The sequence below is a fragment of the Phenylobacterium sp. genome, from assembly GCF_030693805.1.
Classification (GTDB): Bacteria; Pseudomonadota; Alphaproteobacteria; order Caulobacterales; family Caulobacteraceae; genus Phenylobacterium.
The window spans coordinates 1-13,612 of the sequence record NZ_JAUXZW010000003.1 but is presented as its reverse complement, the minus strand read 5'-3'; the positions used below and the strand labels follow the sequence as shown (position 1 = coordinate 13,612).

The 13,612-nt window shown below is 71.2% G+C and carries 12 protein-coding genes; all 12 read right to left on the bottom strand.

The window, feature by feature from the left end:
* The coding region (locus tag Q8M88_RS00345; protein ID WP_371132598.1) for a bifunctional [glutamine synthetase] adenylyltransferase/[glutamine synthetase]-adenylyl-L-tyrosine phosphorylase at positions 1–2,412 on the bottom strand (2,412 nt) is incomplete at its 3' end.
* A gap of 51 nt (positions 2,413–2,463) precedes the next feature.
* Positions 2,464–3,558: a HAMP domain-containing sensor histidine kinase gene (locus Q8M88_RS00340; protein WP_305593940.1), complete on the bottom strand. Its 1,095-nt coding sequence runs from the start codon at positions 3,556–3,558 to the stop codon at positions 2,464–2,466.
* Positions 3,559–3,605: 47 nt separating this feature from the next.
* Positions 3,606–3,896, bottom strand: coding sequence for a hypothetical protein (locus tag Q8M88_RS00335; protein WP_305593938.1), 291 nt, complete (start codon positions 3,894–3,896; stop codon positions 3,606–3,608).
* Entirely contained in the window at positions 3,868–4,539 is a 672-nt protein-coding gene (locus Q8M88_RS00330; protein WP_305593936.1) for a response regulator transcription factor, read from the bottom strand. The genes Q8M88_RS00335 and Q8M88_RS00330 overlap by 29 nt, the downstream gene beginning before the upstream one ends.
* A 6-nt stretch (positions 4,540–4,545) precedes the next feature.
* The gene (locus Q8M88_RS00325; protein ID WP_305593935.1) at positions 4,546–6,159 is read right to left on the bottom strand and encodes a Do family serine endopeptidase; all 1,614 of its coding nucleotides are present in this window, start codon (positions 6,157–6,159) and stop codon (positions 4,546–4,548) included.
* A 184-nt stretch (positions 6,160–6,343) separates the two neighbouring features.
* Positions 6,344–6,796 (bottom strand): cytochrome c-type biogenesis protein, encoded by a 453-nt coding sequence (locus Q8M88_RS00320; protein WP_305593933.1) that lies wholly within the window; start codon positions 6,794–6,796, stop codon positions 6,344–6,346.
* Entirely contained in the window at positions 6,793–8,769 is a 1,977-nt protein-coding gene (locus tag Q8M88_RS00315) for a heme lyase CcmF/NrfE family subunit (protein WP_305593930.1), read from the bottom strand. The genes Q8M88_RS00320 and Q8M88_RS00315 overlap by 4 nt, the downstream gene beginning before the upstream one ends.
* Positions 8,766–9,236, bottom strand: a complete 471-nt coding sequence (ccmE, locus tag Q8M88_RS00310) for a cytochrome c maturation protein CcmE (RefSeq protein ID WP_305593924.1) — start codon at positions 9,234–9,236, stop codon at positions 8,766–8,768. Before ccmE ends, Q8M88_RS00315 begins: the two co-directional genes overlap by 4 nt.
* Complete coding sequence (gene ccmI, locus Q8M88_RS00305; RefSeq protein WP_305593922.1) at positions 9,233–10,330, bottom strand: c-type cytochrome biogenesis protein CcmI; 1,098 nt, start codon at positions 10,328–10,330, stop codon at positions 9,233–9,235. Before ccmI ends, ccmE begins: the two co-directional genes overlap by 4 nt.
* 49 nt (positions 10,331–10,379) lie before the next feature.
* Positions 10,380–11,750, bottom strand: coding sequence for a hypothetical protein (locus Q8M88_RS00300; RefSeq protein WP_305593921.1), 1,371 nt, complete (start codon positions 11,748–11,750; stop codon positions 10,380–10,382).
* Between the two features lie 105 nt (positions 11,751–11,855).
* Positions 11,856–13,244, bottom strand: coding sequence for a sensor histidine kinase (locus Q8M88_RS00295; RefSeq protein ID WP_371132597.1), 1,389 nt, complete (start codon positions 13,242–13,244; stop codon positions 11,856–11,858).
* Positions 13,241–13,612 (bottom strand): winged helix-turn-helix domain-containing protein (locus Q8M88_RS00290; RefSeq protein ID WP_305593920.1); only part of this gene is annotated, 372 nt, incomplete at its 5' end. The genes Q8M88_RS00290 and Q8M88_RS00295, both read right to left, overlap by 4 nt.

The following is a 13,612-nucleotide window of genomic DNA, read 5'->3' as shown; positions in this document are numbered from 1 at the left end:
AGCCTCGGCGGCGAAGGCCTCGGAGCTCGCCCACACCACCCGTGCGCGGGTGAGAGCCAGCAGCTCCCAGGTCTCGGCCTCGCCCTCGTAGTAGCTTTCGAACGCGCCATAGCTCACCGCCACCGGTCCGGCGGTGCCCGAGGGGCGCAGCTGCATGTCGACTTCGTAGAGCTCGCCCTCGCCTGTGGGCGTCGACAGCGCCGCGATTAGCCGTTGGGTGAAACGGCCATAGAAGGTCTCCGCCCCCCACCCCTTCCCGGCCGAGGCCGCGGCTGGCGCGTCGGCGCGGTAGAAGGTCATCAGGTCGAGATCAGAGCCGGCGCTCATCTCGCGCGAGCCGCACTTGCCCAGCGCCACGACGGCGACCTGGCCGGGGAACGCCCCGCCCAGCCGCTCGGCTTCGGCGAGGGCCGCCGGCGCCAGGGCCTCGATGCACAGGTCGGCGAGATCGGCGAAGGCGCGGCCCGCCACCTCGGCGCTGACCGCGCCGCTCATCACCAGCACGCCGACCCGGAACGCCTGTTCGCGGTGCACCCGACGCACGGCGTCCATGGAGGCCTCGAAGCCGTCGGCGCGCGCCATGGCGGCGGCCAGGACGTGGTGATCCTCGTCGCGGTCGATGGGCTGGAAGAACGCCGCGTCCAGCATGGCGTCCACGGCCGCCGGGCGGCGCGCCAGCGTCACCGCCAGGCGCGGCGCGAAGGCCATCACCTGCACCACCAGCTCGAACAGGCGATGCTGGGCGAGGAACAGCGACTGGATCTGCACCCCTGAGGACAGGCGCCCGAAGAAATCCGAAAAACGATTGAACGCCTCGTCCGGCGCGCCGGTGGCCTGCACGGCCTCCAGCAGGCGCGGGGCCAGCCGGGTGAACAACTCACGGCCCCGCTCGGTGCGGGTGGCCGCGATGTGCCCGTGGTGCCAGCCGCGGATCGTCTGGGACACACGGGCAGGGTTGGAGAAGCCCATCCGCGCCAGGGTCGCCAGGGTCTCCGGATCGTCATCAACGCCGGTGAAGATCAGGCTGCCGAAACGCGACGACAGTTGCTCCTCGTCGGGGAACAGCTCGCCGTAGCGATTGTTGACCGTGCGCAGAACCCTGCCGATCGCCGCGTCGAAGCTGGGAAGGCGGTCGAAACCCCACAAGGTCGCCACCTTGCGGCGATCAGGATCGGACTCCGGCAGGCGGTGAGTCTGCTCGTCGGCCACCATCTGGATGCGATGCTCGACGGCTCTCAGATCGGCATAGGCTTTGGCGAGCTCCACGCCCGCGTCGGCGGTCACGTGCCCAGCGTCGACCAGGGCTCGCAGGGCGTCCAGCGTGCGGCGGTTGCGCAGGTCGGGGTTGCGGCCGCCCAGGATGAGCTGCTGGGTCTGCACATAGAACTCGATCTCGCGGATGCCGCCGCGGCCGAGCTTCAGGTCGACGCCCTTGGCCGACATCCGCTCGTCCACCTTGTGGACGTGGATCTGGCGCTTGATCGAATGGATATCGGCGATGGCCGCGAAATCGAGATTCTTGCGCCAGACGAAGGGGCGAAGCTCGTCCAGGAAAGCCTGGGCCGCGATCAGGTCGCCGGCGCAGGCCCTGGCCTTGATGAAGGCCGCGCGCTCCCAGTTCTGGCCAACGCTCTCGTAGTAGTCGAGGGCGGCCGGGACCGGCACCGCGGGCGGCGTCGAAGACGGGTCGGGGCGCAGGCGCAGATCGACACGGAACACGTAGCCGTCGGCGGTGCGCGCCTGCATGAGCTCGGCGACGCGCTGCGTCAGGCGCACGGCGAAACCCTGGCTCTCGACGCCGTCGGCCAGAGGCAGGGCGTCGGGCTCGTAGAAGACCGAGATGTCGATGTCGCTGGAGTAGTTGAGCTCGAACGCCCCCTGCTTGCCCATGGCGATGCAGAACCAACCGGGCACCGGGCCCTCGTCGCCCTGGCCCAGACGCGTGAGACGACCGGCGGCGAGCTCTTCGCGCGCGCCGACCCGAAGGGCCGCACCCAGCGACGCGTCGGCGAAGCGAGTGAGAGCGCCGGTCACCGCGTCCAGGTCCCAGACCCCGCCCAGGTCACACAGCGCGGTGAGCAGGTGCAGCTCGGCCTTCAACTGGCGAAGCGCGCGCGCCGCGGCGGCGCTGTCGAGGTCGGCGGCCTGCACCGTCTCCGTCAGCAGGGTTTCCAGGCGCTCGGCGGGATCGGCGGCGAGCAGCGCGCCCAGCCTGGCCGGTTCGCGGCGCGCGAGGCCCGCCAGGTAGTCCGACGCTCCGAACACCGGGGCCAGCGCCGGCCACGCCTTGTCGAGGCGATCGGCCCAGCCCTCGGCCTGGCTGGCGGCGGCAAGGATCTCGCGCGGGCGCTGAGCGGCCTTCGCATCGAACACAGGCCCGCAGGGCGTCATCAGGTCGGCGAGCGCGCTCATCGGCGCGACCATCGCCTGCGTCGCGCGAGCACGCCAGCCCGGAAGCGCCGCTCAAGCCCCGCGCGGCAGGACGACGGCGACCCGCAACCCTGGCCCGTGAGCGCCGACGCGACCCGGTCCTTCGTCCAGCTCCAGCCGGCCGCCATGCGCCTGGGCGATGGCGGCGACCAGAGACAGACCCAGCCCGGCGCCCGGCGCATTGCGGCTGTTCTCCAGGCGCACGAAGCGCTCCACGACACGCTCCCGGTCGGGCTCGGGTACGCCCGGACCGGTGTCGGTCACCGAGAACTCCACCTCGCCTGACGAGCGACGCCGCACCCGCAGGCGGATAGCGCCGCCGGCGGGCGTGTACTTGACCGCGTTATCGAGGATGTTGGCCAGCGCCTGGGCCAGGAACTCGCGGTCGCCGCGCACGGCGATGTCCTGGGCGAGCTCGGCGTCGAAGGCCACGCCCTTGTCCTCGCACAGGGGCGCGTAGAGCTCGGCCACGTCGGCGGCCAGCGCGGCGGGGTCGAACAGTTCCGGATCGGGCGCCGCGCCCGCCGCCTGCAGGCGCGCGATCGACAGCACGGCCCCGAAAGTGCGCAACACGCCGTCGGCGTCCTCGATGGCTTGGCTCAAGGCCTGGGCCGGGTCGCCTCGGCCGGCGGCGACGTCCAGATAGGCGGCCTCCAGTTGGGCGCGCATGCGGGTCAGGGGACTTCGCAGATCGTGGGCGATGGCGTCGCCTGCGTGCTGGTGGGCCTGCATCGACCGCTCGAGGCGTTCCAGCATGTCGTTCAGCCCCTCGGCCAATTCGTCGAACTCGTCGCCCGATCCGCGCACTGGCGCGCGCGCCGCCAGATCGCCGTTGCGCACCGCGACGACCACGCCGCTCAGGCCGGCGACGCTGCGGCTGACATTGCGGCTGACCAGCACGCCGCCGATCAGGCCCAGCACCACGACCAAGGCGCCAGCCCCCCAGAGCGCGCCGACGATCTTCAGCACATAGGCGTCGTCCTCGCTGACATCGGCGCCGACGAACAGCGCCTCGCCGCCTGCCAGCCGCACCTGCAGCCCGCGCGCCGGATGCGGGACCGCGCCGCCTGCGTCTCGCTGGAGAATGGAGAAATCTATCCAGATATCGCCCTCTCCCGCCGCGCCCACCGGCGAGCGGCCGATCGAGCCGGCCAGACGCTCCCCGCGCGGATCGCTTAGCAGGTAGACGAACGGACGATCGCCGGCTCGCGCGCGGCCAACTCCCGCACCAGACCGCCGCGCCCGGCGCTGCGGTAGACGGCGGAAAGCGCGCGAGTCTCCTCGGCGATCTCGCGGTCGGTGCGCCGCGTCGCCTCCCCGGCGGTGACCACATAGATGTAGCCGAGGAACGCACCCGCCGAGGCCGCGAAGAGGGCCAGGAACAACAGGGTCAGTCTGAACGGGGTGGTGCGCAGCAGCCTGGGCAGGCGCACGGCGTCAGGCGTCCAGGCGGTAGCCGGCGCCACGCACCGTCTGCAGCATCGGCCGGTCGAACCCCTTGTCGATCTTGGCGCGCAGTCGCGACACGTGCACGTCGATCACGTTGGTCTGAGGGTCGAAGTGGTAGGCCCAGACCTTCTCCAGCAGCATGGTGCGGGTCACCGAATGGCCGGCGTGACGCATCATGTATTCCAGCAACTGGAACTCGCGCGGCTGCAGGTCGATGGCGCGGCCCTGGCGGTGCACCGTGCGCCCGATCAGATCCATCTCGAGATCGCCCACCCTGAGCAGGGTCTGCACCGATCCGGTCTCGCGCCGCCGCGACAACGCCTCAACGCGGGCGATCAGTTCGGCGAAGCCGTAGGGCTTGACCAGATAGTCGTCGCCGCCGGCCTTCAAGCCCGCCACCCGGTCATGGATTTCGCCCAGCGCAGACAGGAACAGAGTCGGCGTCGCGTCGCCCTCGCGCCGGAGCGTCTGGACCAGCTCCACGCCGTCGAGGCGCGGCAGCATGCGGTCGACGATCAGCACGTCGAACCCGCCGCCACGAGCCTCCGTCAGCCCCGCTTCGCCGTCTGCGGCGCAGACGCAGACGTGACCCGCTTCCGAAAGGCCGCGGGCCATGGCGTCGGCGGCGTCTCGATCGTCCTCGACGACGAGAATGCGCATAGCGCTCTAGCCGGTGACTTTCAGCGGCAGGAACGAGGTTCGGCCGTTGCGGTGGACGCCCAGCAGCACGCTCTGGCGGCCGGCCTTCTTGGCGCTGTCGACGGCGCTGGCGAAGTCCGACGCGGTGGCCACGTCGCGGTCGCCGGCGCGCACGATCACGTCGCCGCGGCGCAGACCCTTCTGGCCGGCGTCGGAGGTCTGCTCGACCCCGTCGATGACCACGCCGCGCACGTCGGCGTCGACGCTGTAGCGGCGGCGGGCCGCCTCATCCAGCGGGGCCAGCGACAGGCCGAGCACCGCCGGAAGCTGGACGGAGCTTTCCGCCCCGCCCCGCGCGCCCGGCGTTCGGCCGGTGTTGTCGTTGGCCGCCAGTTCGCGCTCGGACGGGCGCACGCCGGAGCGCACTTCGACGACTTTCTTCTTGCGGTCTCGCAGCACGTCCAGCTTCAGGGTGTCGCCGGCGCGGGCCTTGGCCACCTCGCGGGTCAGCTCCGACGAGGTCTTCACCGTACGGCCGTTGACCGCGGTGACCACGTCGCCCGGCTGCAGGCCGGCGCGCTGGGACGGGCCGCCGGCGACCAGGTCGGCGACGATCGCGCCGCGTTGTTCCGGCACGCCCTGGGCCTCAGCCATCTCGGCCGTGTAGTTCTGGATCGTCGCGCCTATGTAGCCGCGGGTGATCTTGCCGCCGGCCATGAGCTGCTTGGTGATGCCGTCGGCGACGTCGGCGGGCACCGCGAAACCGATCCCGACCGAACCGCCGGACGGCGAGAAGATCGCCGTGTTCACCCCGATCACCCGGCCATAGATGTCGAAGGTCGGGCCGCCGGAGTTGCCCCGGTTGATCGGCGCATCGATCTGGATGTAGTCGACGAAGGTTTCGCCGATGTCGCGCCCGTAGGCGGAGATGATTCCGGCGGTCGCCGTTCCGCCCAGGCCGAACGGATTGCCGACGGTGATCACCCAGTCGCCGACGCGCGGCTTGGCCGAGTTCTCAAAGTTCACATAGGCGAAGCCCTGCCCCTTGACCTTGAGCACGGCGATGTCGGTGCCTTCGTCACGGCCGACCACGACCGCTTCGAGCTCGCGCTCGTCCTTGAGCACGACCTTGATGGTCTCGGCGTTCTCGACCACGTGGTTGTTGGTGACGATGTAGCCGTCCTGGCTGATGAAGAAGCCCGAGCCTGAGGACTGCTGGGTCGGCATGCGCGGCTGGCCGCCGCGCGTGGAGCCGCCCGGCGATCCACCCTTGGGCGCGCCGCCCTCGGGCGCGACGTCTTCGCCTTCGCCCTCTTCTTCATCGCCGCCCGGCGCCTGGCGCGGAACGATGTCGAAGGGGAAGTTCTCGAAGCCCGGGATCTTGCGCAGCGCGCCGGCGTCCACCCGCGAGGTCACGTTGATCGACACCACGGCGGGAGACACCTTGTCGAAGATGTCGGCGAAGGACATCGGCGCGCCGGGCGGCGGGGCGAAGATCGGCGCTGTGGAGGCCTTGATGAACTGGCCGCCGCGATCGGCGCCGTCCTGCGGCTGCAGCACGCCCGCGCCGGCCACGGCGGCGGCCATTACGCCGGCGCCGGCCAGGGCGCCCAAAACATAACCGGTCTTCTTCGAAGTCATCTGGTTCTCAATCCCTGCAGGCCCGGACGGAAACGTCGGTCCCGCGCTGACACCTAGGTGCGATGCACCGAAGCGCAACGCCGCTCAAGTTACGTTTAGGTCACCCTGTGCGCTTCTTCACGTCCTTATCTTGGCGCAATCGTGTCAGGCGGTCTGTCAGACGTGAAGAGGCGCGCTTTTCGCTTCATGCAGGCGGGTCTTGCGAGAGCGCGGCCAGCCGTTCCCGCTCGGCTTCGGTGAGCGGGGGGCTCGGCGGCGTAGCCCGCAGGCGCGCTCGCAGCAGCAACAATCCGCCCAGGGCCGCCAGGAACGGCGCCGACCAGAGCGCCGCGTTGCCCCAGTTGAACGCAGGTTTCAGCAGCACGAACTCGCCGTAGCGGTCGGTGAGATAGGCCTTCACCTGCGCCTCGCTGGCGCCGGCCGCGACCTGGTCGCGCACCGTGCGGCGCAGGTCGTGGGCGAGTTCAGCGTCGGAATCGTCGATCGACTCGTTCTGGCAGACCATGCAGCGGACCTGCGGGAAGATCGCGCGGGCGCGGGCTTCCTGGGCCGGGTCCGGCAGCCGCTCGGCGGGATCGGAGGCAGCGCCGATGCAGAACACGGCGGCGAGCGCGGCGAAGGCCGCGCGGAGCCTCACGACGCCGCCTCCGCGCGGCGGCCGACGGCCAGCCGCAGCCTGCGGTCGGACAGCGATACGAGGCCGCCCAGCGCCATGATCACCGGCCCGAAGAAAATCAGCGACGCCCAGGGATTCCAGTAGGCGCGAACCAGCCACACCGAGGCGCCCGAGGCCGACGTCCGACGCTCGCCCAGCACCAGATACAGGTGGCTGGCGCCACGCTGGCAGATCGCCACCTCCGAGGTGGTCTGCCCGCCGGTGAGGAAGAACCGTCTCTCGGGCTTCGCTTCGCACACCAAGCGGTCTCCGCGGGTTGCGCGGATATGGCCACGTTCGGCCAGGTAGTTCGGCCCCTCGACCGCGCGCACGTCCTCGAGCACCAGGTGGTAGGCGCCGACGTCGAGCGATCCGCCGATCGGCAGGGCCTGAGCGGCCTCGGCCTTCCAACTGGTCTCGAAACAGGCGCCGAGGACGAAGACGCCGAGACCGGCGTGGGCGAGGGTCATGCCCCAGGCGCCGCGCGGCAGGCGCACCAGTCGTCGCAGGCTCTCGGCGGCGGGCGCGCGGAAGGCGCGCACCCGCTCGGCAAGCTCGGCGCCTGCGCCGGCGATGAGCCAGGCGCCGGCCGCCACCCCGATCGCTCCGAACGCATGGCGCGGATCGATGAGCGCGAAGGCGGCGAGCCCTGTTGCGAGCGCTATAAGGGCCGCCGCCCACAACCGCTGAAGCACTCCGGCCGCGTCGCCGCGCTTCCAGGCCAGCAGCGGGCCCGCCGGCAGCAGCACCAGCAAGGCGCCCATCAGCGGCACGAAGGTCAGCGTGAAGTAGGGCGGGCCGACCGAGATCGCCTCGCCGCTCACCGCCTCGCGGATCAAAGGATAGAGCGTGCCCAGCAGCACTGTGGCGGTGGCGGCTGCGAGAAGCACGTTGTTGAGCACCAGGCTGCTCTCGCGGCTGATCGGGGCGAACACGCCGCCCGGCGCGAGGGCCGGCGCGCGCCAGACGAACAGGGCGAACGCCGCGCCCGACGCTACGCCCAATATGGCCAGCAGCAGCACGCCGCGGGTCGGGTCGACGGCGAAGGCGTGCACCGAGGTGAGAACCCCGGAGCGGACCAGGAATGCGCCCAGCATCGAGAAGGTGAAGGCCGCCAGCGCCAGGAACACCGTCCAACCGGCGATCGCGCCGCGTTTCTCGGTGACGATGGACGAATGCAGCAGGGCCGTGGCCACCAGCCACGGCATGAAGCTGGCGTTCTCCACCGGGTCCCAGAACCACCACCCGCCCCAGCCGAGCTCGTAGTAGGCCCAGAAGGCGCCCAGCGTGATGCCGATCGTCAGCAGGCTCCAGGCCGCCAGCGTCCAGGGCCGCACCCAGCGCGCCCAGGCTGCGTCCACGCGGCCTTCCATCAGCGCGGCGACGGCCAGCGAGAAGACCACCGACATGCCCACGTAGCCCGCGTAGAGGAATGGCGGATGGACGGCCAGCGCCGGGTCCTGCAGCAGGGGATTGAGCGAGCGGCCCTCGACCGGCGGCTGCGCCAGCCGCGCCATCGGGTTGGACGCGAACACTGTGTAGGCCAGGAACAGGACGCCCAAGCCGCCTTGCGTCGCCAGCGTCAGCGCCCGCACGCCTGCCGGCAGGCCGCGCCCGAACGCCGCCACCCCCGCCCCATAGCCGGCCAACGCCAGGCACCACAGAAGCATCGAGCCCTCATGGCTGCCCCAGGTCCCGGCGACGCGGTAGAGCAGCGGCTTGGCGGTGTGGGAGTTGGCCGCGACGTTGGCGACCGAGAAGTCGGAGACGACGAAGGCGTGCATAAGGGCTGCGAAGGCCACCGCGAGCGCCAGGAAGCCGGCGATCGCCGCGCCCTCCCCGGCCGCGGCCAAGGGCTGCGAGCGGCGCAGCCTCGCGAAGCCCGAAAGGCCCGTCTGGGCGAGCGACAGCACCAGGGCCAGGCACAGTGCGAAGGCGCCGATCTCGATGATCATTTCTGCGCCTGGCCTACGTCTCCGCGCCACTCGCCCTGCTCCTTGAGCGCCTTGGCGACCTCGCGCGGCATGTAGCGCTCGTCGTGCTTGGCCAGCACTTGCTTGGCCTCGAACACGCCGTCGGCGCGGAAGGCGCCCACCGCGACGATCCCCTGGCCTTCGCGGAACAGGTCCGGCAGATCTCCGTGAAAGGTCACGCGATCGGACGCCTCGTGGTCGGAGACCGTGAATTCGACGCGCCCGTCGGGGTGCTTGACCACGCTGCCCGCCGTCACCAGCCCGCCAAGCTGGATCGCGCGTCCGGCCGCGGGCTTGGCCGCGTGCGCCTGCGAGGGCGTGTAGAAGAACGAGATTGTGTCGCGCAGGCCCCACAGGGTCAGCCCCGCCGCCAGGGCCAGCACCGGAGCGATCGCGGCCACCAGGGTCAGGCGACGCCGCGCCTTGGGAGACTTCGGCAGCCAGCTCACGGGGCGGCCCCAGGCGCTGTGATGGTCATCGGCTGCGCTCGCGCGGCCTCGTCCAGATCGCGCAGCACATCCGCTCGGCCGGCGTAGCGCACCCGGGCCGTCGCCAGCGCGGCGTCGCGCGCCGTCGCGTCGCCGAGCACGGCGTAGGAGCGCACCAGCCTGACCCAGCCGGGCGGGTCGTCCGGGGCGACGCGCAGCCGCTCAGCCAGGCCAGAGACCATGCCGCGGATCGCCGCGCGCGTCGGGTCATCGGCCGCGGCGGGCGTGCGTCCGTGCTCGGCCTCATAGATCGCCGCCTGCAATGCACGCCGCCGGCCGTCGTCCGGCCCCATGTCGGCCAGCAACTCACGCCACATGCGCACGCCGCTTTCGCGGTCGCCGGCCTCGATGCTTGCGCGGGCGAGATGGAACCGGGCGCTCGTCGAGCTGGGGTTTCGTTTCAGGCCCTCGCGGAACGCCGCGACGGCGTCGGGCGTGGCCGCGCCGTCCGCCTGGGCGGTCAGCGCCTCGCCCAGCATGTCCCAGAGGTCGCCCCGCTCCGGCGCGACCGCGACCGCGCGGCGAAGCGCGACCGTGGCGGCGTTGATGTCCTGCGAAGCCGCCTCGGCCATCGCCAGATAACGCAAGGTGTCGGCGTCGCGCGGTCGCTCGGCGGCGAGCGCGCGCAGCACTGCGGCCATCTGAGGCGGAGCGAGCGATTCGGGATCGGCGTCGCGCCAAGCGGCCAGCCGCTGAACGTATGGCTGATCGCCAGCGCCCAGATCACCGACGGCCAGATACAGGCCCGCGGCGGCCAGCGGCGCTGCGATGGCGGCGATCAGGATCGGCCTGCGCCCTCCCGTCGCGACCCAGGGCGCGCACCCGGCGTCGGCGGCCGCCAATAGGCGGCGCGCGGCCTCGGCATGGGCGCCGCGGCGTTCGGCGTCCGACAGCAGTCCACGTTCGGCGAGTTCGTCGATCTCCCCGAGCTGGCGGCGGTAGAGTCCGAGTGTCGGATCGGCGCGTTGTGCGCGCGAGGCGGCGGCGGCGCGTTGCAGGATGACCACCGCAGCGGCGGCCGACATGACGCCCGCGACGGCCCAGAAAGCGATCATGGGCGCGCGTGTAGCCGAAAGCGGTGGTCAGCGCGAGCCTGACCTTCGGTCAGGCCTCGGGTTCGGGGTGCGGCTCGACGCAGGCGGCGAGCATGCGCCGGCGGATGATCTCGGCGGCCTTCGGGTCTCGGATCAGGGCGCTGAACTCGGCGGCGGCCTCCAGGCGGGCGCGCGCGAGACCAGGATCCTCGACCTCGCCTTCGCGCAGACGGTCGAGGACCTCTTCGACATAGTGGTCGATCGTCTCGCCCAGCTTGTCGCAGAGCTTGGTGCGCGCCGAGGCGAAGCCGCCGTAGTTGGCGCTCGAGCGGATCTGATGGGTGAAGGTGAGCAAGGTCATGGCGCGGGTGAACGCGCCGGGGTCCAAAGGGATGTCCAAGCGCGGAACCTGCTTGAACAGCCGCGCGATCTTCGCGCCCTGCGTCGGCAGCGCGTCGCCGGCCGCTTTCTCCGCGGCGCGCAACCGGTCTTCGACACAGGCGGCCAATGCCTGCTTCTGCTTGGCGAGCCTGGAGCCCCAAGGTCCGGCGCGCGTCAATTCGATGGTCTGTTCCAACTCGCTGATACGCAGCGTGACGTCGTCGACCACCTTGGCGGCCGCGAGACCGGCGCGCGGGCCGCCGTCGACGTCCAGCTCGGCGATGGCGACCAGACCAAGATCGATGTCGTCCATCACCCGAAGCGCGAAACCGGCGCATTCCGACTGCGCCAGATAGGTCTCATGCGGACGATCCATGACCGCAGAGATGATCCGCAACACCATCCAGGGGCTGGCGAGCTGGCCGGCCAGCATCTCGAAGAAGCGGGGCCCGGCGTCCTCGGCGACGCCGACGGCGTCCTTGTAGGCCAGGCGCGCCGCCGCGGTGTTCTCGTCGCTGGTGCGGCTGATCCATTCGCCCAGGCGCCGCGTCGCCGCGCGTCCGATGGGGCCCAAGTCCAGGCAACTGCAGAGCAGATTCGCGCCGCCCGGTCGCGCCAGGTCGCAAACTTCGGCCGCCGCGCGGAAGTCACGTTGTTCGCGGCTACGCAGGCCGTCCGCGGCGCGCGCGGCAAGGATGTCGAAGACGCCGGGATCGGGTTCATCGGCGCGCATCTCGACGGCGGCGGCGACCGCGATCGCCATCTCGTTCGGCGCGTCCTGCTTCAGGCCGCGCCAGATCAGCGCCAGCGCGCGCGTTGGAAAGATCAGGCGGCCCGTAGCGCGCCCGTCGCCTACGAACAGCGCCGCGACCGGCTGAAGCACGACGTTGCGAAGCCTGCGATCCTGGGCCTCGTGCTCCACCAACCGGCGCACGCCGCCCAGATCGCTGTCGAGGTCGGTGCTGGCGAGCGCGGCCTGCAACGCGCCAACCACCTTGTCGGGCGAGGACTCGACCAGGTTGCGGACGATCGCGATCTTGTGCGCGGACAAGCCAGGCATGGAAGTGTTCCGTGCGGAGTTTCCGCGCCGACACAATCACTCACGTCGGTTAAGGTTTTCCAAAGCCTAAGGTTTTCGCGAGAACACGGGTCGCCGGGGCGCGGATCAGGCGTCGGCGCGCGGGAGGGTCAACTCCACCGCCAGCCCGCCCATCGTTGTGTCGCCCAGGGTAAGCGCGCCGCCGTAGGCTCGCGCCAACTCGTCGATGATCGACAGGCCGAGGCCTGATCCAGGCGCATCCTCGTCCAGACGAGCGCCCCGCCGCACCACCTCGTCGCGACGATTGGGGGGCAGCCCCTTGCCGTCGTCTTCAATCAGCAGGCGCAATGTGGTGGGCCCCGATGCGGCGGCGCGCACACGCACCCGCCCTTTGCACCACTTGCAGGCGTTTTCCATGGCGTTGCCGGCGATCTCCAGCAGATCCTGGCGTTCGCCTTGGAACCACAGGTCGTCGGGGGCGTCCCAGTCGATGGCCACGCCCTTGTCGCGGTGGATGCGGTCCAGGGTGCGGGCCAGTTCGTCGAGTACGTCAGCCACCGCGGTCCGCTCTCCGGACCCTTGCGAGCGGGCGGCGGCGCGCGCGCGGCGCAGATGGTGGTCGACCTGCTGGCGCATGGTTTCGGCCTGGCGCGACACCACCTCGCTGAGCGGCCCGGGTCGCTGGGCGGCCTCGGTGACGATCACCGAAAGCGGCGTCTTCAGCGCGTGGGCCAGGTTGCCGACATGGGTGCGCTGGCGCTCCACGACCTCTTGGTTGTGGGCCATCAGGGCGTTCAGCTCGTCGGCCAGCGGCAGCAGTTCGCTGGGATAGGTCCGCTGCAGCCGCTCGGCCTGGCCCCGGCGCACGGATGCGACTTCGCGCCGCAGGGCGAACAGCGGGCGCAGGCCGACGCGGACCTGCAGCACCACGGCGGCGATCAGGCCGACGCCCAACAGGATGAAGGCGATCGCCGTGGCGGCGATGAAGTTGCGGATGTCGCGGTTGACCGGCGTGCGGTCCTCGGCGGCGACGAACACCACCGGCGCCGCACGCCCCGGCAACCGGGCCTGGGAGGCCATGGCGCGCAGCGGCTCGCCCAACGGACCGCGGATATCGTAGGGCGCAGGCTTGCCAGGTTGGGCGGCCATGGTCTCGACGACCTTGGCCGGCGTCGGCAGTTCGCTGTCCCAGAGGGAACGTGAGCGGACGAGCACGCGGATGCGCCCCTGACCGGCGGGTTCGCCGATCTGCCAGTACTTGCCGGAGTAGGCCCGCAGCGCGCGCAGGTCGGTGAGCGCGGGCGCGATCACCTCGCCGCGGTCGCCCACCGTGGCGCCCGCCAACAGGTTGTCGATCAGCTCCGTCAGCCCCTGGTCGAAGCGGCGCAGCGCCGCCTGCTGGAACAGCAGCGCCAACACCAGCGCCGAGACCAGCAGCACCGCCAGGCTCCAGCCGGCCGCCAGGATCACCAGGCGGCGGACCAGGGACGGACGGCGCAAGGCCTCCAGGTTCACGGGCGCGCCGCCTCGTCCCCTATCTCGTCGTCGGGGCAGATCAGCCGATAACCCAGGCCGCGCGCGGTCTCGATGCGGTCGGGGCCGATCTTCTTGCGCAGCCGGCCGATGAACACCTCGATGGTGTTGGAGTCGCGGTCGAAGTCCTGGTCGTATAGGTGCTCGACCAGCTCGGTGCGGCTGATCACCCGGCCCTGGTGCATCATCAGATAGTGCAGCAGGCGGTATTCCAGCGAGGTCAGGCGCAGCGGTTCGCCGTTCACCGAGGCGCGGGCCGCGCGCGGATCGAGACGCAGGCCGCCCAGCGCGAGGCTGGGCGCGGCGTGGCCGGCGGAGCGACGCAGCAGGGCGCGCAGGCGGGCCAGCAG